Source organism: Candidatus Nitrotoga sp. 1052, from assembly GCF_927312905.1.
Classification (GTDB): Bacteria; Pseudomonadota; Gammaproteobacteria; order Burkholderiales; family Gallionellaceae; genus Nitrotoga.
Genome location: NZ_CAKMHQ010000024.1, coordinates 1 through 22629, shown reverse-complemented (window position 1 = coordinate 22629; position 22629 = coordinate 1). Strand labels below are relative to the sequence as shown.

The following is a 22629-nucleotide window of genomic DNA, read 5'->3' as shown; positions in this document are numbered from 1 at the left end:
GTTAATATGACATTGCATCAGTTAAGACCCGCGAAAATGTTCAGGTTCTTTGCTGACAATCCCCTTAGGCATGTATAAATTCAATCGTGGCTTTTCTTTGCTTGAAGTGCTAGTGGCATTTGTAATTCTGGCACTGATATTGGGCGTATTGATGCAGATTTTTTCTGGCGGCTTGCGCAATGCCAGTCGTGTTGACGAGTACCAGCAAGCAGTGTTGCTGGGTCAAAGCAAGTTAGCATCGGTTGGCATCGAGACGCCGCTGAAAGTAAGTGAGGGCAATGGCGAATTTAATGCCGTTTACCGCTGGCAAATCAGCATTCGACCATATTTGGTGACTCCGGCACCGGTTAGTGACCAGACTGGATTGCCAGTGCCGATTTTGCCTGTGTCGCTGCTGGAAGTGGAAATCCGGGTGCTATGGGGTGGCAGCGACCAGCCGCGCTCGGCCAGCCTTAAAACGCTGCGACTGGTGAATGGGGTGGCGCTGTGAACTTAAACAAACATAGAGTTGCCGGCTTCACCTTGCTGGAACTGCTAATTGCCATGTCTTTGCTCGGTTTTATCCTGGCCTTGTTGTTTGGTGGCATGCGCCTGGGCTCACGCAGCTGGGATGCCGGCGAGATACGCACTGAAAATTCGACACATTTGGCTTTGCTGCAAGGATTTTTGCGGCGTGAGTTAAGCCAGGTAACTCCATTTCACTGGAAGAAAAAAGCAGATATGAATCTGGCATTCACCGGTCAGCCAGATAGTATCAAGCTGGTAGCTCCGATTGCCGTGCGATTAGGTACAGGTGGCCTGTTTCTGATTAGCCTGGAGCTGGTACAGGAGAATGATGTTGGCCAACTGGTAATGAGACGCGTTATTCCAGAGGCAGACAGCGTTGATTTTACCGCATTGGAGAATGCCGAAAAAATCGTGCTGGCGGATCATGTGGAGGAATTAAGCTTCGCCTATTTCGGTGCTGAAACCACCGATGCTGAACCGCAATGGCGGGACCAGTGGGGAAATCGGGATAGTCAGCAGCGGTTACCCTACCTGATCCGTGTTCGGGTTAAGTTCAATAATGGCCGCGTTTGGCCGGATTTGGTAGTAGCACCGTTGATCGGTTCTGATACTGGCTGTGTGTGGGACAGCGCTGCCAATAAATGCGTGAGTGGTTGAAGGCCGTGATCAACAAAAAACATCAACATGGCATTGCATTGGTGTTAGTGTTGTGGGCAACCACATTGTTGACGGTGATTGCTGCCAGCTTCGCTTTCAGCATGCGTACGGATACGCTGCTGGCACAGAATCTGGCAGCTGCAGCACGTGCCCAGGCGCTGGCTGATGCTGGCATGCAGCGTGCGCTCTACGAAATGTTCAAACCGATCAGCGATCTGCAGCGATGGAAGGGCGATGGCGTGCCGCATCAGTGGGAATTCGGAGGTGCCAAGCTCAGCATCATACTTCTGGATGTGTCGGGGAAAATTGACCTCAACAGCGCTTCAGACGATTTGCTGAAGGGCTTGTTAAAAAGTGTCGGGCTGAACGATGAAGAAAGCAACGTCTTGCTGGACGCTATTGTAGATTGGCGCGACGGCGACGATTTGCCACGAGCTAAAGGTGCCGAGGTTGCGGAATACAAAGCTGCCGGGTTGAAATACCGCCCGGCCAATGCACCGTTTGAAACGGTTAATGAACTGCAGCGAGTATTGGGCATGACACCAGAGTTGTATGCCAATCTGGCAGATGCACTGACTGTAGAATCACATCAGGCTGGAATAAATGCAGCCATTGCACCGAGAAAAGTTTTGCTGGCACTACCCGGCGCCAATGTTGCGCTGGTTGATGATTATCTTATAGCGCGTCAGGAGGCCTTGGTCAAAAATTTACCGCCACCGCCGTTTGCGCCAGCTGCCGCTGCTGTAGCGGGTGACGACGGTTCCGTGTATAGTGTTCGTGCCGAAGCGGCATTACCAGATGGTACAGTGTTCGTACGTGAAACTGTGGTAAAAGTTGATCAAGGCGCCGTTCGCAAGTTCGTTTTTTTTTCCTGGAAGGAAGGGGAAGCGACTCCAAAGCCGATCGTTGGGGAGCAAGCAGCTATAAACTAAAAATTGCGCGCGATTTATCCCCTTTCCATTTGCGCGGGAGCGAGGGGTACGAAAGCTGATCGCACAATTTTCATAAAATATTGAAACTGCCCACACATTCCAATATGGAATGTTGCATACCCCTCATCCAGCCATGCATCCTGAGGATATTTAAAAATATATGACGGCATTCTATGCCGAACATGTCGTTACAAAAAAGTTTTGCGCAATCGCCATATTGCAGACGAGAAATTCAGATGACCGTGCTTTAATGGACGCATCATTTTAATTTTTTTAACGAGTATAAAGCTTTGGTTGAACTTAACGATAATTAGCATATCTGCTATCAATCTATTGGATGCGTCGTTGCGTATCCATGTATTCATGCATGTATTCATGGATACACTTTAAAATAATAACCAGGCGTTGATAAAGGCTGAGAGAATTATAGTAACCATTAATTATCATGCGCTACTTCTGTTGATCAGGCAGAACTTATTACTCTTAAGCATCTCTTCGCCAGAATGTGAGGAACGCCATATGCGTGCTTCAGTTTTAGATGACAAATAAAATTCAAGCTGCGCGCCAGCCGCGCTTTACTTTTGACAGAAACTCCCCACTTGGGCACTTTTGGCGTTGGTGGTCGGGTGAACTCATCGCGCTTGTGCCGCAATGGTTGCGGCAATCCAGTGCAAACGCCGCTAATGAACTGTTGATAGAAGTTACTCCTCAAGCCGTTATATTGCAGCGCTGGCTGCACGGCAGCTTGACCGAGCAGGGTCGAGTTGATAGGCAATCTGGCGACAATGACACCCAAGGCATTGCTTTCCAGGTACTTTTTAGCAAGCTGCATAAACGCGATGAGCGGGTTGCGTTGTGGCTCGCTGATACTCAATGCCTAAGCAAACAGATCGAACTGCCTCTGGCAGCAGCCAAAAATCTGCGCCAAGTTCTAGGTTTCGAAATGGATCGCCATACCCCATTCAAAGCTGAACAAGTTTATTTCGATTTTCGCGTGTTGCGTGTGGACAATCAAAAAAACCGGCTTATCGTCAAGCTGGTGGTTGTACCGCGTTCAGAGATGGATAATTCACTTGACCTGCTGGAGCGTTGGGGTGCGCCAGCCAATGCTGCGTATGTTGCCAGCATTGCTGTGCCGGACGGCGATGCAATCAACCTGATGCCAACCGAGCGCAACCCTACCCAACCTTCCAAGCTGCGCGGAATCAATCCTGGGTTATTGCTGCTAACGCTGCTTCTGGCAATGACCGCCATAACCATCCCGATCTGGCAGAAGCGACAAGCCGTGATTGCCCTGCTGCCGATTGTTGACCGCGCCAAGCAGCAAGCGAGAGAAACTGACGCGTTGCGGCGCGAGCAGGAGAGACTGTCCGCAGAATATAATTTCATGCTGGATAAAAAGCAGATAATCCCGCCACTGGTGGTATTGCTGGACGAGCTGTCTCGCCTGTTGCCGGACGATACTTGGGTGCAACAATTCAATCTCAAAGGCAAGGAACTGCAAATCCAGGGGGAAACCGGCTCCTCGTCGAAATTGATCGCCTTGATTGAGAGCGCCAGGATTTTGCATAACGCCAACTTTCGCTCGCCGCTGACCAAGGGGGATATGCCAAACAGCGAGCGTTATCATCTGGCGGCAGAAATAAAGGCAGTGCCGGCAACCGGAATTGTTGCGCCAGCGCCTGAACAATCTGCACCACAACCACCATCGCCCGCTGGCGAGCCTGAAACAGGCAAGCCCGATAACGGCGCCAGTCAGTCAGAGCAACCTATATCTGAGTCCAGCAAGCTTGAAGCAGAGAAGTTTAATTCGCCATTACCGCTACGAGTTCCAGCCCTCAAACCAGCACTGCCAACTTCGAATACGCCAGTTAAACAGGCAATAAAAGCGACGCCTTATCCAGAGGCTAAACCCTGATGCGTGCCCTCAGTAAAAATCAAAGTCGTGGCCTGGCCATTGGGTTGTTAATCTTATTCCTGACGATAGGCGTTTTGCTGCTGTTCGTTCCGGCTAACATGCTGCATCGCCATTACGATCAGTCGCTGGATAGCCTGGCCGATTACTTGGGGCGTTACCGACACGTTGTAGCGACCCATGCCGAAGTCCAGTCGGCACTCGATCAAGTGAAGAGAAAAAATGGCCGCCAGCATTTCCTCAGAAACACCGGCGCTGCATTGGCCGCCTCGGAAATTCAGGAAACCGCAAAAAGTCTGATCGAGGCCAATGGTGGTAAGCTGGTCAGCATGCAGATAGTGCCATTCAAGGATGACAGCGGCTATCGCCGTGTTACGGTCAACATCCAATTTATCAGCAACATGTCCACGCTGAGAAAAATCCTTTATGCCATAGAAACAGTGCAACCCTATCTGCTGCTTGATAATGTCAGCATACGCTCGCAAGCTCATACATTGAACAAGGGCGCACCCGTGACAGAGCCCGAACTAATAGCGCAGTTCGACGTATCTGGCTATGCGTTGGTAGCGGATAGAAAATGAAATTGCCCTTCGAACCTCGCCATTTCACGAACATATTATTGTTGGTGATGATCTTGTTGCTGATCTGGACGATAGGCACCGAATTTGGTTGGGGTAACCGTATCAATGTGCCCCTACCGCAGCCAAAGTTGCAAAAAAACAGGCCGGCAGTGCTGCCATTGCAGCCGGAGTTCGTTTTACTGTCACTGGACCAATCCTATACAGAGATATTGGCACGGCCACTGTTTGTATCTAGCCGCCGTCCGCTGCCGCCCAAGTTCGTGTCTCGCCAGCACTCGCCATCATCTGCATCTACTCGCCGTCCGCCGCCTCCGCCGTCCCCGCCGCCTGTGCCTGTGGCGATAGAGCCTCCCAAACCAACCATGCGCAAAGGGCAGTTTATTTTGGACGGCATTATTATTACCAAGGACAAAAATATTGCGCTGTTACGTGAAGTTACCACCCGCAAGATGGTACGTGTCGAGCTGGGCCAAGAAATCAACGGTATGCAAGTTGAGAAATTGGAGCGTGATAAAATCACCTTCAAACAGGGCGATGAGCGCGAGGAAGTAATACTGAAAATCAAGACGGGACCGAGTCAGCCGGGAAAATCTGGTAGCCCACGTGCGCCGACGCAACTTGCCGCACCCGCCGCGCCAATGCCTGGGACGCCAGTTGCAGCTCCGGATGAGAACGTTGCTGATCCCCGGTCTGTTTTTGAACGCCGCCGTGCATTGCGACAACAACCGCCCGAATAACAAAAAATTTCTATTGAGAAGTCAATATGCTATTACACAGAAAAGAGAACGGCATGAATAAGACTTACCTGCGTTTGATACTTGTTACGATCACGCTCCCTTTACTGGGAGGGTGTGCTACTTTTTTCAAGACGTTCGAAGTAAAGAAGAGCGATGAGAAGAAAATTGATGAAAAGAAGAGCGAAGGGGTCGTGAAACCGCATTTTATTACGCGGAATATCAGCGATGCCGAGACTAAGCACAAGAAAGAGGAGAAACTTGCTGTCGTCGGTGGTTCGGAGAAGGTCAAGCTGTATCCCGGCACTGGAGTATTTGTCAATGCGCCGGCACCAGTTGCAAGCGCGGCCAAACCAGCTGCAGGAGACGAAATGATGCTCAATTTCGAGGGTGCTGACTTGCGCGAAGTAGTCAAAGCAATTGTCGGCGATATCTTCAATGAAACTTACATCATTGATCCCAAGGTGCAAGGAGTAATCAATTTACATACCAGCAGCCCCCTTCAGCGAAAGGATTTGCTGCCAACACTGGAAACCCTGCTGCGCATGAATGGTGCAGCGATCATCAGGGAAGAGGGAATTTACAAAGTGGTGCCGGCTGCTACTGCCACGCGCGGCTCGATCACGCCGCAACTGGGAGACGACAAGGTAATATTGCAAGGCGGCCGCGGTTACACCGTTCAGATCGCGCCGTTAAAATTTATCGCCGCTAAGGAAATGGTAAAGATTCTTGAGCCATTCGTTACCGAAGCGAACGCCGTGCGTATCGATGAAGCACGCAACCTGATTATTCTTTCCGGTACCGAGCGCGAATTACGACATTTACAGGATACCATCGCCATGTTCGATGTGGATTGGCTGTCAGGTATGTCAGTCGCCTTGTTCTCGCTGCAAAGTGTCGATGTGAAAACCGCCGTGGCTGACCTCGGCAAAATCTTTGGCGCCCAGGCGCTAAGCCCGTTGGCCGGAGTTGTGAAACTGGTACCCATCGAGCGCCTTAATGCCATTCTGGTAATCACGCAGCAACCGAAATATCTGGAGCAGGCAAAAATTTGGATTGAGCGTTTGGATCACACCGGCGGAACCGCTGGCGGCATGCGCTTGTTCGTTTATCCGGTACAGAATGGAATGGCTGAGAAACTGGCGGCGTTGCTCAACAATGTATTCAGCAAATCAACAGCCTCAACTTCGCTCCCGCCTGCGCTTGCCCCAGGTTTGGCTCCGGCAGAGGTAAAGTCGACAGAAACTCCCCCGGATGCAACCCCGGAACAACAAGCGGCTGCTGGCGATAGTGTCGCGGTTAAGGGAGATGTTCGCGTGATCGCCGACAAGGACAACAATGCGCTGTTGATTCTGGCCTCGCCAGCCAATTACGAAAAAATAGAAACCGCCATTCGCAAACTTGATGTGCCACCGCGACAGGTTTTAATTGATGTCACCATCGCCGAGATAACGCTATCGGGTGATTTGAAATTTGGCCTGGAATGGGCCTTCAATAATGGAAGGCACGGCAGCGGCAAGCTCGATACTGGCGGCCCCGGGATTAGCGCATTGGCTCCCGGTTTTTCCTATATGATGACTAATTCGAATGTAGTGGGCGGGGTGGCCGCTGCACTCAATCTGTTGGCAACCGATTCGCGCGTCAAGGTGATTTCCTCGCCGCATATAATGGTCACCGACAACCAGACCGCCAAGATCCAGGTCGGCGATCGGGTGCCGGTCACCAGTCAAACCCAGTCTGTTTTAGGCTCCGTCACAGGGCTTATTGCTTCAATTCAGTACATTGATACCGGAATTCTGTTAACGGTTACACCGCGCATCAATGCCGGTGGCCAAGTTACGATGGATATCAATCAAGAGGTCAGTGCTGCTTCCATAACCACAACATCTTCGATTAATTCGCCTACCATCAGCAAGCGTGCAGTAAAAACCACGGTGGTGGTTAAATCCGGCGAAACCATGGTATTGGGCGGATTAATTACAGATAACAATACCAGAGCAAGCAGCGGGTTGCCGTACCTGTCGAAAATTCCGTTCATCGGTGGATTGTTCGGTGCCCAGACCTTTGCTAATAACCGCACCGAACTGGTCCTTCTGATTACCCCGCGTTTGGTGGCTAATAACCAGCAGGCGCATGATGTCAGCGAAGAATTCCGCAAAAAACTTAGCGGCTTAGGCGATCTTTTGGAAAATTTCGGAAAGTCTAACGACATGCCAAAGAAGCCTGCCGGATTGAATGAACTTTTGGAAAGGGTTGGGAAGCCTGGCGACATACCTAAGCAAATGGACAAGCAAGTGAAACAAGCTCCTTTATACAGGTAGCTTCCCGTTTGTATTAGGAAAACCTTGGAATGCCCTAAAGTATTTCTACACCTTGCCGTAAAGTGATATGCAAGATAAATATAAATGAGATACGAAAAGTGAGTTTCTGTTCATTTTTAATTGGCAGATTTAATTTGAACAGAAGATTGCGTAGATAAATTTTAGGTAACACATTATTGAATATCAGAACCAATAAACAATCTAGTGATAACAGAATTGCTAGATCAATTTATTTTTCAATTTCGCTATGTTGTAAAAAAGAGACAACATAGCGAAAGAATTTAGATTGTCCTTGACAGCTTATTAACGCAAGAGTGACTATAGCCAAAATATAAAAACATAGATATTTTGGGTGAGCTTTTGAAAAAACGGATATGCAGAATGGCTTTTAAATTGCAACGGGGTGTGGCTGCGCTTATTCTGAGTATTGGAATGATAGGTTGTGCGGGATTGGGTGGTGGTTCAACATCATCAGCGCAAGTTGATCCGCAAAAAATGGTTGCCGATCTGGCCGCTGCTCGCTGGGAAGCCTTGATAAAAGGTGACTTCGCCAAAGCATATAGTTATCTGAGTCCGGGCACGCGTGATGTTATGTCGCTGGATTTATATAAAGCTAAAATCCGTGGTGGCATTTGGAAAAAAGCAAATGTGGATTCTGTTTCATGCGAGCAAGACCAGTGTAAGGTGTTAATGGCAATTGAGTATAGCTACCGTGATATTAAATCACTTGAGACCCGTCTGGACGAGAATTGGTTGCGTCAAGACGGGAAATGGTGGTTCGCGCCGCGTAGATGATTTGTAGTTATGGATTTAAATAGGAGGATTATGTGTATAAAAAATCACTTGTAAAATGAAACAACTATGATATACAATAACATCGCAGTAATTTCTAAAGTCGACTGTAGTAATTATTGAAGTAATACTTTATAAAAGTAAAAACTTTTTAGAAGTCAAACTTTCAACATTTCGTAATAAAATATTAAGGAGTCTAGCGATAATGCAAAAATTTAAAAGAAAATCACTGTATCTTGCTTTGGTAGCGGCGGTAAGCTCGGTTGGTATCGCAAATACAGCAAGTGCTGCTGTAAATATAAATTCAAACGGTTTAGGTCAGGTTCTGATTTATCCGTACTACACCACTCGCGCCGGAACGGATACATATCTGTCCGTAGTGAACACTACTGCTTCTTCCAAAGCCGTAAAAGTGCGTTTCACCGAAGGCAAGAACAGCCGCGAAGTACTTGACTTTAACCTCTATCTGTCCCCGCATGACATGTGGACTGCTGCGGTTGTAAACACCGGTACCGGCGCAAAGCTTGTTACCGCCGACAAGTCATGCACTGCCCCTGCGATTCCAGCTGGTGGTAAGGAGTTCGTGAACTTCGCGTATTCCGGCGCTAATCTTGAAGGTATTCAACAAAGTGGTGGAGATGGCGAGACCCAATCCTTGGATCGTACCCGCGAAGGCTATTTTGAAATTATCGAAATGGGCACAATTACAAATACCGCAATCAATACAGCTGTAACTCACGTCAGTGGTGTGCCGGCTAATTGCGCAGTGGTTCAGGCTGCAAGCATGGATATGGGCCCTTCTAGCGTTCTGATAGTGGGTGGTCAATCAGCTAGAGCCAATCCGTCAACCGGTGGCTTGGCTGGAACAGCTTCTCTGATAGGTGTTGCAGGTGGAACTGATTTTGGCTATGACCCAGTTGCGTTGGATAACTTCGCACCACCTCAAGTCCAGAATATCTGGAATCCTCCTGGCAGCATTTTCCCGGATCTGACATTCGCGGATCTTACCAGCGTAGTATTCAACAATGGCGGGACCGTGACCAGCACTTGGCTTAGCGGTGACAGCACTGTCAGCGCGTTGCTGATGCATAACAATATCATCAACGAGTTTGTTCTGGATAATGCAACCCTGTCCGGCACCGACTGGGTGGTAACAATGCCGACCAAGCGATACAATGTTCCTGTTCATAACCCGGCATTGTCGGGGGACGCCACTCAACTGTTTAGTCCATTTACCCACAAATTCTGGCTTAATGGCGCGTGCGAACCAGTTAGTCTGAGCTACTGGGACCGCGAAGAGGGTAACATCACCGTCCGTGACTTCTCTCCACCGGCACCAGGCGGCGGCACGGCCCTGTGCTGGGAAACAACCGTTGTGACGTTTAACGACAGTCACTTGTTGGGTTCGGTCAACGAAGTCAATGTTCCAGTTAACTTCCAAAATGGATGGCTGCGGATGGCCTTTAACGCTACTGGAATAGTCGTCGCTAATGGACAAACCGATGGCAATGGGTTAAATAATCCAACAGAAGCTTCCCAATTGTTAACAAGCTTTGATGGCGATACCTATATCGGTTTGCCTACCGTTGGTTTCATGTTGCAAGATTTCATCAATCAGAATGCGGCGCCTGGAATTTTGGCAACATACGGCGGCAATTTCGTTCATAAGTATACGACTGCAATATCAGCAGTTAACTAAGTCTTTACTGGTGAAGCAACGCGTAGCATGTTAGCGTGTTGGTTTAAACGGGGGTGCGAAGAAATTCCGCTCCCGTTTTTCATTAATAAATGTTATGTATATAAAATATAAAAGCATTCCAGAGAATTTTTGCAGGGAATCGCCATTCATTCCCGTATTATTACCATCCAGCGGAATAGACTTGCTACTGTAAGTTATGGCCTATATTGTGCAAAGTAGCTAGGGAGTACGATTTGAAATGAATTTTTTTGAATCAAAAGTTTGTTATATTTTCACAACCCACGCAATAGCGCTCCTCGTTTTCATGTAAACGCGATTGCGAACTGGTAGTTAAACTCTATAATTGGAGATTATTATGAATTTGAAATTGATGAACACAAAGACCGCAATTTTAGTTTTGGCATTTATGATAGCCGATTCGGGATCAGCTCTTGCTGGTACGGTAGTACTGTCCGGAGTAACGGGAAATACATGTTCTTCTTATACTGGTTATAGCGCCGATTCCAGCGGCAATCTGACGGTAACCTGCGCAGACACAGGACCAGCTCCAACTCCTACCACAGCGCCGACATGCACACTTACTGCGTCACCCGCCACAATTAGTGCAGGCGCGTCTTCCATGTTGATTGCAAATTGCAGCCCTGCTGCCACTTCCTACGTATGGGTTGGCACCAACTTTACAGGTAGTGCTGGCAATGTTTACCCGGCGAGCACAACTACTTATTCGGTTACCGGTACAAATGGTGTTGGAACAGGGAATACAGCTTCAGCAGATATTACAGTCACGGCAGCAAGCTCGACACCAAGCTCGACACCTGGTACCAGAACAGTCCCGCCGACATCAAAATCCCCTCTTTCAGACATTAGAACGTGGAATTATGCTTTCGAAACAATAAATTATATTCCACATAATGGGAAGGTTGAACCGGTGGGTTATATGGCTTATCTTAAAGTGATACAAGCTGGCAAGCCTAATCAAATCCATTTACCTAATCCTTGGTAAGTTTCAACCAAGCCTGAACGTGTTTATGTTCTCTCTCCCCCATCTTAAAGATGGGGGAGTTTTTATTTTTTTGAATTTATCTTGAGGATGAAACTAATGAGTCGTATGTTGTTAAAGCAGTACGCGGCGCTAGCCGTGATGGTTTGCTGCACTGCTCCGGCGTTAAGTGTGGAACAAGTATTAATCGAGTCCGAAAAAATCAGAATTACGAGCCTGGATTTTGAGGCGGACCTGATGCGCATTCCGCCAGAACATCGCGCGGAGGTGCTAGCAAGCAAGGCCCGCATCGCCAAATTGCTGGAAAACCTGCTAATCAACAAGACGCTGGCTGCCCAGGCGCGCAGTGCCGGAATTGATCGCGAACCTGTGATGGGCAAACAGATTGAAATGGCAGCTGACAAACTGCTGGCGCAGGAACAAATCAATCGTATCGCCAAGGAAGTTAAGATACCCAACTTTGACGCACGTGCCCGCGAGATGTACCAGGTTGATATCGAAAAATATACTGTGCCAACAAAAGTGCGTGTTTCCCATATTCTGGTAGATACTAAAAATCGTACACCGGAAGAAGCGCTGCAGCGCATCAAGCAAGTTCGCGAGCAGGCAGTTGGTGGCAAAAAATTTGAAGAGCTAGCGCTGGAATACTCTGATGATCCAAGCGCTAAAGGGAACAAGGGCGATCTTGGTTTTTTTGAAGAAGGGAAAATGGTCAAGCCATTCTCCGACGCGGCTTTTGCCATTAGCGCGCCAGGCGATATCAGCGAACCGGTGAAGACAATTTTTGGCTATCACATCATTCAGCTTCATGAAAAAAAACCAAAGCTGGTGCGTTCGTTTGAAGAGGTAAAGGAAAGAATTGTACAGGGTGAGCGCGAAAAATATTTGAACGAATACCGTAAAACGCTAGTCGGTGGGATACTGACCGATCCGTCGCTGAAATTGAATGAAGAGGCCGTCAATCGCTTCTGGACAAACCCTGATGCGAAATCAAGTGACGTTAAACCATCAGAAAAAAACAAGCCCGAGGCCGCAAAGCATTAATCCATGCAGATAAGAAATCTGTGGCCGTTCCGCTGGCTGCTGCTTAATTTTCTATCACGAGAGATTAAAAGCCGTTATGTGGGCAGCGTCAGCGGAATTTTCTGGGCGCTGCTACACCCGCTGGCGCTGCTGGCAGTGTATGCGGTGGTATTCACAGCTATTTTCAAGGTGAAATTTCCTGAGCTGGAAGGCCACAGCTTTATCCTGTTTGTTGCGGTAGCGCTATGGCCGTGGTTATGCTTTCAAGAAGGTACGCAGCGTGGTGCGCTGGCAGTGCAAAATGGCGGGGGCCTTATCAAGAAGGTCGCCTTCCCGCACGAGCTGCTGGTGTACGGTGCGGTTCTTTCCACTTATGCCGTCCATGTGGTTGGTTTTCTATTGGTGCTCGCGGTGCTTGCGTTCACAGGCAATGAGCTGCACTTTTCAGCTCTGCCGCTGGTATTGCTGCTATTTTGCATGCAGCTATTATTTACCAGCGGCCTGGCGCTCATTCTTGCTGCCTTGCAAGTGCTGCTCAAGGATGTTGAGCACTTTCTTACCCCGCTGTTCATGATCTGGTTCTACGCCACCCCCGTTCTTTATCCGGCCAGCCTGGTGCCGCAGCAGATACAGCAAGTCATTGCATTGAATCCACTATCATTTTTTATTACCAGAATTCGCGAGCTATTGATGACTGGCAATAGTCAGATCGGCTGGCAGGATATGCTAATGCTGGCTGGTAGTTTGTTGATTTTTTTGGTCGGGCGTTGGTTCTTTAATCGCTTGTCACCCTATTTTGAGGATTTTATTTAGTGCGTGAATGAATAGGTAACATGACCATCCTCTCCAAATTACAATTCCTTCTAATTTGTAACAGACACGAATATTGTGCAAATACCACTTATCAGCCTAAGCAACATCGGCAAGAATTATCCCAGCGTAGCCACTGGCGGTAACCGGTTGCGCACGATTGCGGCCTTGCTCTTCAAGCGTGGCGAGGTGCCTCATTTCTGCGCGTTGCAGGGGGTTAACCTGGAACTGAAAGCAGGTGAGTCGCTTGGCCTGATCGGCGAAAATGGTGCTGGTAAATCGACGCTTTTGAAAATCATCGCCGGTGTGGTCAAGCCCTCCACCGGCCGAGTGGTGGTAAATGGCCGTATTGGCGCGTTGCTGGAGCTGGGCAGCGGCTTCCACCCCGAATATAGCGGTCTGGAAAACATTCACCTAGCGGCCGCACTGATGGGTATGAGCAACGCAGAAATCGACAGCAAGCTGGATTCCATAATTGAATTCGCCGATATCGGTTCCCATATTGCGGAACCAATCAAGCATTACTCGTCCGGCATGGTGGTGCGGCTGGGGTTTGCCGTGGCAACCGCCATGCAACCGGATATCCTGATTACTGACGAAGTGCTGGCTGTGGGCGATGAGTCGTTCCAGAAAAAATGCATTCGCTGGATCGAAGGCTACTTGAGTCAAGGCGGGACATTGCTGTTATGCTCGCACAGCATGTTCCACATCCAGACCCTGTGCCAGAAAGCGGTATGGATTCATGATGGGAAGTTGCATATGTATGGCAACAGCTTCGACGTGACGCGAGAATATTTGACCTACCATGAAGAAAAAAATAGCAAAGCTGCGCATATGGAAAGTGTGGTGCAGCCGAGCGGGATATACCAAATTCGCAAACTTTGGTTGGAAAATGATCTGGGTGCGGTAACTACAGTGGTTGAAATGGGGGGGATATTGCACCTTTGTGGGGTAGTGCATTCTCCGGATGATCGGCCGCCAGTGATTCTGTTTGGCGTCGCCCGGGTTGATGGAACATCTATTTATGGTACTCATTCAAACGAAACTGCGTATCTTCCAAATAAAATTGCTCCTTCGCAATTTGGTTTTTGTGTTCGTTTTTCCAATCTTCAGTTATTACCGGGAAAATATACCATTCGCGCGCATGCCATGGATCCGGAAGGCTTGCGGCTTTTTGATACGGTGAATACTACAGTGCGGGTAACCGGACAAACCCGCGATTATGGCTTATGCCGTTTAGAGCATGAGTGGAAACCTGCAAGAGAAAATTTTATTACCATGGAGAATAATTAAACTGGAGTGTAGGAATAGTGATGGTTACTACTGCCAGATTTCTAGAAATGGCATGCTGGAGTTATATCGTATCTGTTCTACTTGGCTATTCCTGTTTTTTGAAATTTATTTCTCCGCTCGGTAAAATCCCGGTTAGCAACGCAACGACGGGGTACGGATGCGCAGATTTAATGGTAAGCGCTGTTTGTAAGCTGGAATTGACCCATTTATGGCGATGAAAATTACCTGATAAGGGGAAATGGGCCCCGTTGGTCACCCCACAAAATTAGCTTGCGTTTTTACAAGGATTAATATGCACCCGAAGCACCTCTACTCTGTTCATTTCGATATCGTACACGGCTGCCAATTAAAATGCGTAGGTTGTCCTAACTCGACGCTGGAGCCAGAAATCTATCGTATCTCGGTGGAGGATTTTGCGCGCTGCCTCGGCAACATGGATGTCGAGCGTATTCACTCGCTGCGCCTGTTTAATTACGGCGAACCCTTATTGCATAAGCAACTCTCTTCTATCGTTGCGCAAATTCCCAGGCAAAGTTGGAAAGTATCTGTCGTTGAAATCAGCACCAACGCGCAAAAGGTATATTGGGACGATTTCGAAGAGATGCTTAAGTTAGAGGTTGTCACCAAATTGTTTGTCAGTTGCGATGGCAACGGCACGCCAGAAAGCTACGAGCACTTACGTCCACCGTCGAAGTGGGGAAAGTTAATTGAGTTCCTGGAGCGAGCAGCCAGCTTACGCGACCGGTGGGCACCCGGGATGCAACTCTTGACGCGAACCGTCGTCCATTCTGAGGAAGATGCGCGCCGATGGGAATCTGTGTTGCGGCCGCGCGGCTGGATTCCGGAGTTCAGACGCTGGATGGCACTGCCGCAAGCGCAGGAGAATAAGACTGGACGCGTTCTCACCGTACCGCGCGGTCCTTGTACATTTGTGGCTGAAGCAAAAGAATTCGACTCACATCCCTGGTTTGGTGAGATCAATCAGCTGTATGTCGATGCCGATGGCACGGTGGTGCCCTGTTGTATGCATCCGCAGGCGGGCGTATTGGGCAACCTCATGACACAGAAATTCAGCGACATTTTAGTCGGCGAAGCACGTCGTAAATTCAAACAACAGCAGACGGATAACCGCATAGCGATGCCCGTTTGCGGCAGCTGCGACGTCGGGCCGATCGGCAACGAAGGGCCATCGTTCTGGAGCCCCATCACCTACTGGAGTGCCAACAAGAGTGAGCTGCCTGAAAAGTGAAGGGGTGAGCAAAAGCACTGAAGAATTTAATGATACGGAAAATTAACGCAAATTGTTTTTCCTGGTTAAAGTTGACATCAGTCAGGGCGAACTTTTATGGTTTTTACGTATCGTGCCAGAAAAAATCTGGCACGATTATTCCGGCTACTCGATACGGATATGCTGAAAATACTGTGGTAGATGTTCTTTCAGAAGCTGGTCAATTCGCCCGGCTTTTGGCTGGTAGATAAAAGGACGCCGCGGATAAATTCGATCATTCATCCACTGAATCGACCAATTACTCGTAGTAACAAGACACTGCTTGGCAAAATCTTCAAGTTCAAAACGCTGCTCCAGCTCCAGGCAGCCGGATAAAAAAATATCCACATAGGATTGAACAATGGGATAACGCCTGTTCGCTGTGCTAATGGTCTCTGGTTTATTGACGTAAATCCAGGCTTGCCCGGGCGACAGCAGAATGTCTTGCTTGAGTAGTGAATAATTTTCTGGCTCCACTGCTAATCGACAATAAGAAAATTCCCGCTTATCCATGGTGGTGATTTCTGTTAAATCAATCAGATAAATTGCGGCATTCAGCGCGCTCTCTTTACTCTGCACGACGCCCAAAAAAGTGGTGCTAAAACCAACCCCGCTTCCTTTAGTAAACCAGCCACGTTGATACCCATTGACCTTAACGGGATAAGCAATGTTGGCATTGGGCGTCGTTCGTTTGCGCGATTCATCTTGCATCAAGCTGCCATAGCCAATAATGTATTGCGCTTTTGCAGGGTCAGGCGCGGCATTACAATTACCACTATGGTTTGCAGCCAGTTTTTTTAATTCATCATCCGCCATGATCACTGTTTCTTGGGCAGGCTTCTGTATGCCTGCCTCTTGAGATTGCTGAACGTCATATTCCTGAGATTTATTAGCGAGTGCTGCATTTGCGCTGATTGCCAATATGAATATTGTTAATACCCAAAGCAGTGCAAAGGAATTCGATTTCTTCATATACTTTCGTCTTTGTTAATTAAATAGAGGTGCCAGATTTTGAATCTGTTTCCGCACTATGGTCACTCTGAATTTCAGCTAAAATTATTTACGCTCGTAGCGAGGCTCTAAACCCATTGGTATTTTGGATATTTGCTGTTCATTATCCAACAATCGACGGCCGATCGTCAGCACAAAAATCCTTTGTGCTGACTACAGTTGGTATTTTGAAAGTGCCAATTCAAATATTTGTCTCGCGCCCCTTTTTCCATCGCATGCATTACAAAGATTGCCAACAGTGCATTAGAATGGTCGACTAGTTTTCTGACCGGATTTTTGCTGCGTGCGTTACTGCACAGCGCAGCTACCATTGTCTGGCGCATTATTGAAGCTGGTGCACATCTCATGCCAATATTCGGCAAGTGTGAATACTCCTGGAGATAATTATGTTGGTAACATTTACATCTAAAGCATATCCCGATATAACCATGTTCGGTGAGGCAGCACTACACTTGATCAAGTTGATGGGACACAGTGGAGTAGTGCCCAGCGCTATCATGGCGGAGGATGTCCCTGCAGCACTTGATCGCTTGAAAAATGCTATCCAGTCCGAAAGCAGAGTGCCGCCTCCGGAAAAGTCCAGCGATGTCCCGGACAAAGAATCGCATGAACAAGGTGTGAGCCTAAAAAATCGGGCTTTGCCTTTGATTGAATTACTCTCAGCGGCTGCCAAAGAAAATTGTGATGTAATGTGGAAAGCAATGTAGGTATTTACGGAAGTTTTTCACCCGATCAGGGATGTCTTTTTTCAGACTTGATATTTCCAATGCTGACTTCAGTAGCATTGGAAATACATAAAATATCGGTTCGCAATCCTTCAAATTGATCCAGGGATAACAAATCGTGGCCAATAAATACCACAAAAAATATAGTGAATATAGTATTTCGTATGGAAACAAGTAAGTATAATGTGCCATGCTATGAATAATGTTCGTTGCATATTTTGGTTGCCACATTATTTATGTTTTTTCCCGTGATTTTTGAAGTTCAGGAGATGTGAAGCAATGAACCTTGATACCTATTTTTCGACACCTGTTTGGTGGGATAAGCTTGATATTGATGCTGATGCCATTTTTGATTTTTGTCATCGATTAAGGCAATCCAATCCACGTGGAAATAATCTTAGTAATGCTGGGGGATGGCAATCAAAGGAGTTTTACTATGGCGACCATCCGGAATTAACGCCTTTATTAAATGAGATTTTACTCAGATCAAAAAAATGTTTATCTGATTTTGGATATGATGACGTAAATTTTGAAACTTATATGGATAACGTATGGGTAAACATTAATAAGTTAAATAATTACAATAAAATTCATATTCATTGCTCAGCATTTGTATCTGGTGCTTATTACGTTACCGACTCTGATGCTCAAATAGAGTTTTACAGGAATTTTCAGGAACAATATTCAATAGAATCTTTAGCGCCCATTTCAGAGCTTAACGCAATTAATGCGCCAAAATTTTCATATCCGGCAAGAAAAAATCATTTAGTTATGTTTCCATCCTGGTTGCCCCATTCAGTCGAGCCCAACCAGGAAGACATTGAAAGAATATCAATATCTTTTAATGTAAGAATAAGAAAAAAAGGAACGGCAGGATAAAAGTTGAACCCTCATTCAAGGCTGTTGGATACCCGGATTAGGTTTTTGGATAGTCTTCAGCGCATCCGCCACGGTCGGGTAGAGCAACATTATTTTCAACTCGCGTTTCATGCGCGTGTTCGTCAGGCGGCGTGATTCATTAATGAACGAAAGCAAGGTCTTTGGCAAGGTCTGTTGCGCCTGCTCACGGCTGATGCGTGGCGCATGCGGTAAACCAAATGCATCTGCCACGCTATCAAAATAGTCACCCATCTTAAGTCCGCTGTCATCACTGGTGTGATACACCCGATTCGGTTTTGCATGGCGTAATGACGCAGTCACGAGACGCGCGAGATCGTCTGCATGAATGTGATTAGTATGGCTATCTTCTGCTGCCACGATTACCGGTGTGCCTTGCTGCAAGCGTTGCAGCGGTAGCCGATCCGCCGCATAGATACCCGGCACACGCAGGATAATGGCACGCACTCCGGTGCGTTTTGCCCAGCTGCGAATTTTATTTTCCGCGTCCACTCTGCGCTGAGCGCGCGCAGTTTGCGCATTCAGTGTATGGGTCTCCGTGACAGATTCCCCGGCGCAGTCGCCATATACCCCGCTGGTGCTGATATATACAATACTCTCGGGTAGTGTACCGCGCGATAATACGGCTAGCAGATTGCGGGTGCGTGTATCGCTTTGGCCAGTATTCGGCGGCGGCGCAAAATGCAGCACGGTGTGCGCCAGCCCGGTCAGTCGTCGCAGGCTGAGTGCATTATCAAGATCGCCCGGCAACGGGGTGATGCCTGCCTTATGTAACTCAGCGAAACGCTCAGTATTGCGTAGCAGCCCAAACAAGCGGTAATGGCCGCTTAACAGGCGCGCAACCCGCATGGCGATATCGCCGCAGCCAACAATCAAGATTCGTTTCATTGCATGATTATGCGTTAAAATTAGCGTTTTTGCGCATGTGGCAAACGAGATATTCATGGCATTCAACGTTCTCATTAAACCCAGCGATCATAGTTTCATCATGGAAGCCGACGAAACCATCCTTGAAGCGGGGCTGAGGCATGGCTTTATTTTGCCTTACAGTTGCCGTGACGGTGTATGCGGGACATGCAAGGGTTTGCTGCTGCAAGGCACAGTGGATTACGGCAAGCATGAGGACAGCATACTGAGTGAAACAGAGAAAGCAGCGGGCATGGCCCTGTTTTGCTGCGCCAAACCTACGTCCGATCTAATCATCGAGTGCCGCGAAGTGAATGCCGCAAAAGACATCCCGGTGAAAACCCTGCCTTGCCGCGTACACAAGCTGGAACGACTTGATGACGTGATGGTGCTTTACCTCAAGCTGCCTGCCAACGAGCGTTTACAGTTCCTTGCGGGACAATATATCGATATTCTTATGAAAGGCGGTAAGGCGCGTAGCTTTTCGCTGGCCAATGCCCCACATGATGACGAGTTTCTGCAGTTGCATGTGCGAAACATTTCGGGTGGCGAGTTCACCAAGCATGTTTTCACGCAAATGAAAGAGCGCGACATCCTGCGTTTCAAGGGGCCGCTAGGTTCTTTTTTCCTGCGCGAAGATAGCAGCAAACCCGTAGTATTTGTCGCCAGCGGCACCGGCTTCGCACCAATCAAGTCCATCATCGAACACGCACTGTACGTTGGTGTGAAGCGTTCCATGCATTTTTATTGGGGGGCGCATAAATTGAGTGGCCTCTATATGCTCGATAAAGCCAAGGAATGGGAAACTCATGGCATAAAATTTACTCCGGTCTTGTCGGGAGCGTTGCCATCGGATAAATGGCAAGGCAGGACGGGCTTCGTGCATGAGGCAGTGCTGGAAGATTACCCCGATTTGTCCGGCTACCAAGTGTATGCCTGCGGTGCTCCAGTAGTAGTGGAAGCAGCACACCGCGACTTCACAACCTTGCGCGGATTGCCCAACGAGGAATTCTTCTCAGACGCGTTTACTCCTGCAGTCAAAGCTTGATTTTAGGCGCTCTCAAGGGCTTGCCATAAATCCCTGTTTTCATTTGTACCTTGTTTAGGGGAGTTGATGTTGGCAACAAATAAATTTGTTGCCAACATCATAAAACGCTTAATCCCAGCTGTTAATGAGCCGAATGTATTCGGTTATCACGGATTGTCGCGGGCAATATCATTCCACATGAACTGGATGCGGTGCAACTGTGCGTACACATCCCCCTTGGCAAGCAATTCCTGGTGAGTACCGATTTCGACAATCTCACCTTTTTGCAATACGACAATTCTGTCGGCTTTTTCAATAGTGGATAAACGATGAGCAATTACCAACGTGGTGCGCCCATGCATTAGGGTTTCTAGCGCAGCTTGCACGTGACGCTCAGATTCGCTATCCAATGCAGATGTGGCTTCATCCAGAATCAGAATAGGTGCGTTCTTGAGAATAGCGCGAGCAATGGCAATGCGTTGGCGCTGTCCGCCAGACATGCGCACCCCCCTTTCACCCACCAGTGTCTGCAAACCTTGTGGCATTTCACGAATAAATTCCATTGCATGGGCAGCCTGCGCGGCGGCGATTATTTCTGCCTCCGGTACTTTGCGCATCTGACCATAGGCGATGTTGGCTGCAACGGTATCATTGAATAGCACCACATCTTGGCTAACCAGTGCGATATTAGCGCGCAGGCTGGCCAGCGTGAGCTCTGCAAGGTCATAACTGTCCAGTGTGATGCGTCCGCTATTCGGGGAATAGAAGCGCGGTACGAGGTTGACCAGAGTGCTTTTGCCACCGCCTGAGGCACCAACCAGCGCGACTGTTTGCCCTGCAGGAATTTCCAGGTTAATGTCACGTAGTGCCAGCTTTTCGCCTTCCTGATAAGAAAAGTTTACATGCTCAAATTTCAGTCGGCCAGAGGCATGTGTAATTAATTTCTTGCCGGCATCTACTTCACTTGGCGTATCAAGCAACTCAAACACGCTTTCCGAAGCCGCCAGTCCGCGCTGCAAATGTTCGCTGACGCTGGCGAGCCGTTTCAGCGGCGGCGTCAACATCAACATGGCTGTAATGAAGGAAAGGAAGCCGCCCACCGTTGTTTCATCGCTGCGCGATTGTTCGGTAGCGAGATAAACGATGACTGCAAGCGCCACTGCTGCCACCATCTGCACGATGGGTATATTGGCGGCGGCGGCGGTGGCCTGTTTCATGGTGTGACGGCGCACCCAGTTAGCCTGACTGCTAAAACGCTGGCTTTCATACTGCTGTCCGCCGAAAAGTTTAACCACCTTGTGCGCGGTCACACTTTCTTCAATCACTTGGGTGATGTCTCCCATAGCGCGCTGCGAATTGCGGCTGGCTACACGCAAGCGGCCGCTGATGGTTTTTATGATAAAGACAATGACTGGCGCCATTATCAAGCTGAGTAGAGTGAGCTTCCAGTTGAGGTAAAAAAGCCAGCCCAGCAGCCCAGTAATCATGAGGGAATCACGGATACCAATTGTCACTACGGTTGTAGCGGCAGCTGTTACCTGTGTTACATCAAAGGTCAATTTTGAGATTAGGTTGCCAGTCGCATGGTCATCATAAAAGCGCGCAGGCAGGGAAAGCAGCTTGCTGAACATTTCGTCACGCAAGTCCATCACGACCTTATTTCCCACCCAAGTAATTGTGTAGGTGGCAACAAAAGTAGCCAATCCGCGTACAAGGAAAATCGCCAAGATGAACAGAGGAATCAATCGAATGATGGTTTCATCTTTATGCACGAAAGTGCCGTCTAGCATGGTTTTCAGCAAAACCGGCAATAGCGGCTCGGTGGCCGCGGCCACCACCATGCCGAGAATGGAAAGTGCAAATATGCGCCAGTAGGGTTTGACATAGTCGAGCAACCGCAAATAAAGCTGTGAACTGGTCATATTTATAGCGCGCACGCTAGATTTGCTATGTTATTTAATTCTTTCGACCTGATTTGCATTGCACCGTAAGTTGCCTCTAAGACTCTGAAGCAGGTATGCATAAATGGTGTGCTGCGAGCGGGCCGACTGATAATTGGCCTAAGAAATTCTTGTGTATTGATTCAGCCTTTTGATAGCCGGCTATCATTCACTTACTGTAAAGAGCAGTCGTTTTACTGCATTTTTTCCCGCCTTATCAACTCTTGATTGTTAAAGTTAGTAGCAAAAATTGTTTGCTGCACCGACGGCAAAGAGAAAGAAGCGCATGCAGACTTGCGTGCGCCCAGTGGAACAACCCCGTAAGCTGCGAATGATCAGCCCTGTTCAATAATTCAATGGCTGCATTCACAGCCTACATTAATTTGGCTTGTTGATGCCTGGCGTAGGGAAAGGCCAAGTTGCAGCCGGGCGCACGGATGTCGGAGCCAAAGGAGTCGGAACTGTCTTAATTTGGACAACAGGTTCCTTTTCAGGAGTAGCCGTTTTAGCTGCGGGCTTCTTGGCTGCTACTGCCGGTTTAGCTGCGGGCTTCTTGGCTGCTACTGCCGGTTTAGCTGCAGGCTTCTTGGCT

Annotated in this window: 21 protein-coding genes and 1 pseudogene; 17 read left to right on the top strand and 5 right to left on the bottom strand. The window is 48.3% G+C overall.

Features of this window, described 5'->3' with window-relative positions; all coding sequences use genetic code 11:
• Positions 1–70: 70 nt before the first annotated feature.
• The 9 genes from MJ768_RS05080 to MJ768_RS05040 all read left to right on the top strand — a co-directional run bounded on the left by MJ768_RS05080 (position 71) and on the right by MJ768_RS05040 (position 10138).
• Positions 71–490 (top strand): prepilin-type N-terminal cleavage/methylation domain-containing protein, encoded by a 420-nt coding sequence (locus tag MJ768_RS05080; RefSeq protein ID WP_256449826.1) that lies wholly within the window; start codon positions 71–73, stop codon positions 488–490.
• Positions 487–1164: a prepilin-type N-terminal cleavage/methylation domain-containing protein gene (locus MJ768_RS05075; RefSeq protein WP_239288564.1), complete on the top strand. Its 678-nt coding sequence runs from the start codon at positions 487–489 to the stop codon at positions 1162–1164. Before MJ768_RS05080 ends, MJ768_RS05075 begins: the two co-directional genes overlap by 4 nt.
• Positions 1149–2096: a type II secretion system minor pseudopilin gene (locus MJ768_RS05070; protein ID WP_239288562.1), complete on the top strand. Its 948-nt coding sequence runs from the start codon at positions 1149–1151 to the stop codon at positions 2094–2096. The genes MJ768_RS05075 and MJ768_RS05070 overlap by 16 nt, the downstream gene beginning before the upstream one ends.
• Before the next feature lie 538 nt (positions 2097–2634).
• Positions 2635–4014, top strand: a complete 1380-nt coding sequence (locus MJ768_RS05065) for a PilN domain-containing protein (protein WP_239288560.1) — start codon at positions 2635–2637, stop codon at positions 4012–4014.
• On the top strand, positions 4014–4592 hold the full coding sequence (gene gspM / locus MJ768_RS05060) for a type II secretion system protein GspM (protein WP_239288558.1): 579 nt from the start codon (positions 4014–4016) through the stop codon (positions 4590–4592). The genes MJ768_RS05065 and gspM overlap by 1 nt, the downstream gene beginning before the upstream one ends.
• Entirely contained in the window at positions 4589–5329 is a 741-nt protein-coding gene (locus MJ768_RS05055; RefSeq protein WP_239288557.1) for a hypothetical protein, read from the top strand. Before gspM ends, MJ768_RS05055 begins: the two co-directional genes overlap by 4 nt.
• 53 nt (positions 5330–5382) lie before the next feature.
• On the top strand, positions 5383–7647 hold the full coding sequence (gspD, locus tag MJ768_RS05050; RefSeq protein WP_239288556.1) for a type II secretion system secretin GspD: 2265 nt from the start codon (positions 5383–5385) through the stop codon (positions 7645–7647).
• Between the two features lie 348 nt (positions 7648–7995).
• Positions 7996–8442, top strand: coding sequence for a hypothetical protein (locus MJ768_RS05045; protein ID WP_239288552.1), 447 nt, complete (start codon positions 7996–7998; stop codon positions 8440–8442).
• 202 nt (positions 8443–8644) lie between these two features.
• Complete coding sequence (locus MJ768_RS05040; protein ID WP_239288550.1) at positions 8645–10138, top strand: hypothetical protein; 1494 nt, start codon at positions 8645–8647, stop codon at positions 10136–10138.
• A gap of 489 nt (positions 10139–10627) precedes the next feature.
• Here the strand turns inward: MJ768_RS05040 and MJ768_RS15125 are convergent, their stop codons facing one another.
• Entirely contained in the window at positions 10628–10759 is a 132-nt protein-coding gene (locus tag MJ768_RS15125; RefSeq protein ID WP_256449825.1) for a hypothetical protein, read from the bottom strand.
• Between MJ768_RS15125 and MJ768_RS05035 the strand changes: the two genes are divergently transcribed.
• From MJ768_RS05035 to MJ768_RS05015, 5 genes are all read left to right on the top strand, one after another.
• A complete protein-coding gene (locus MJ768_RS05035; protein WP_239288548.1) occupies positions 10758–11141 on the top strand; it encodes a hypothetical protein in 384 nt (127 codons plus the stop codon). The two genes, MJ768_RS15125 and MJ768_RS05035, sit on opposite strands and share 2 nt — an antisense overlap.
• A 96-nt stretch (positions 11142–11237) precedes the next feature.
• Positions 11238–12182 carry a peptidylprolyl isomerase gene (locus MJ768_RS05030; RefSeq protein ID WP_239288546.1) on the top strand — a complete coding sequence of 315 codons (945 nt, stop codon included), beginning with the start codon at positions 11238–11240 and terminating at the stop codon, positions 12180–12182.
• Between the two features lie 3 nt (positions 12183–12185).
• Entirely contained in the window at positions 12186–12974 is a 789-nt protein-coding gene (locus MJ768_RS05025) for an ABC transporter permease (RefSeq protein WP_239288544.1), read from the top strand.
• Positions 12975–13049: 75 nt separating this feature from the next.
• Complete coding sequence (locus MJ768_RS05020; protein ID WP_239288542.1) at positions 13050–14264, top strand: ABC transporter ATP-binding protein; 1215 nt, start codon at positions 13050–13052, stop codon at positions 14262–14264.
• 292 nt (positions 14265–14556) lie between these two features.
• The gene (locus MJ768_RS05015; protein WP_239288540.1) at positions 14557–15513 is read left to right on the top strand and encodes an SPASM domain-containing protein; all 957 of its coding nucleotides are present in this window, start codon (positions 14557–14559) and stop codon (positions 15511–15513) included.
• 144 nt (positions 15514–15657) lie between these two features.
• Here the strand turns inward: MJ768_RS05015 and MJ768_RS05010 are convergent, their stop codons facing one another.
• Positions 15658–16503: a gamma-glutamylcyclotransferase family protein gene (locus MJ768_RS05010; RefSeq protein WP_239288538.1), complete on the bottom strand. Its 846-nt coding sequence runs from the start codon at positions 16501–16503 to the stop codon at positions 15658–15660.
• A gap of 425 nt (positions 16504–16928) precedes the next feature.
• On the opposite strand from MJ768_RS05010, the gene MJ768_RS05005 reads away from it, so the two are divergent.
• Positions 16929–17249 carry a DUF1840 domain-containing protein gene (locus tag MJ768_RS05005; protein ID WP_239288536.1) on the top strand — a complete coding sequence of 107 codons (321 nt, stop codon included), beginning with the start codon at positions 16929–16931 and terminating at the stop codon, positions 17247–17249.
• A 297-nt stretch (positions 17250–17546) separates the two neighbouring features.
• Positions 17547–18146 (top strand): TIGR02466 family protein, encoded by a 600-nt coding sequence (locus MJ768_RS05000; protein ID WP_239288534.1) that lies wholly within the window; start codon positions 17547–17549, stop codon positions 18144–18146.
• A 15-nt stretch (positions 18147–18161) separates the two neighbouring features.
• Here MJ768_RS05000 and MJ768_RS04995 read toward each other — a convergent pair whose 3' ends face one another.
• Positions 18162–19052: an SDR family oxidoreductase gene (locus MJ768_RS04995; RefSeq protein ID WP_239288532.1), complete on the bottom strand. Its 891-nt coding sequence runs from the start codon at positions 19050–19052 to the stop codon at positions 18162–18164.
• A 55-nt stretch (positions 19053–19107) separates the two neighbouring features.
• On the opposite strand from MJ768_RS04995, the gene MJ768_RS04990 reads away from it, so the two are divergent.
• A complete protein-coding gene (locus tag MJ768_RS04990) occupies positions 19108–20118 on the top strand; it encodes a CDP-6-deoxy-delta-3,4-glucoseen reductase (RefSeq protein ID WP_239288530.1) in 1011 nt (336 codons plus the stop codon).
• Between the two features lie 146 nt (positions 20119–20264).
• Here the strand turns inward: MJ768_RS04990 and msbA are convergent, their stop codons facing one another.
• Together msbA and MJ768_RS04980 are read right to left on the bottom strand one after the other, a co-directional pair.
• The gene (gene msbA, locus MJ768_RS04985) at positions 20265–22019 is read right to left on the bottom strand and encodes a lipid A export permease/ATP-binding protein MsbA (RefSeq protein WP_239288706.1); all 1755 of its coding nucleotides are present in this window, start codon (positions 22017–22019) and stop codon (positions 20265–20267) included.
• Positions 22020–22415: 396 nt separating this feature from the next.
• Positions 22416–22629 (bottom strand): annotated as a pseudogene (locus tag MJ768_RS04980) (histone); the annotation flags it as partial.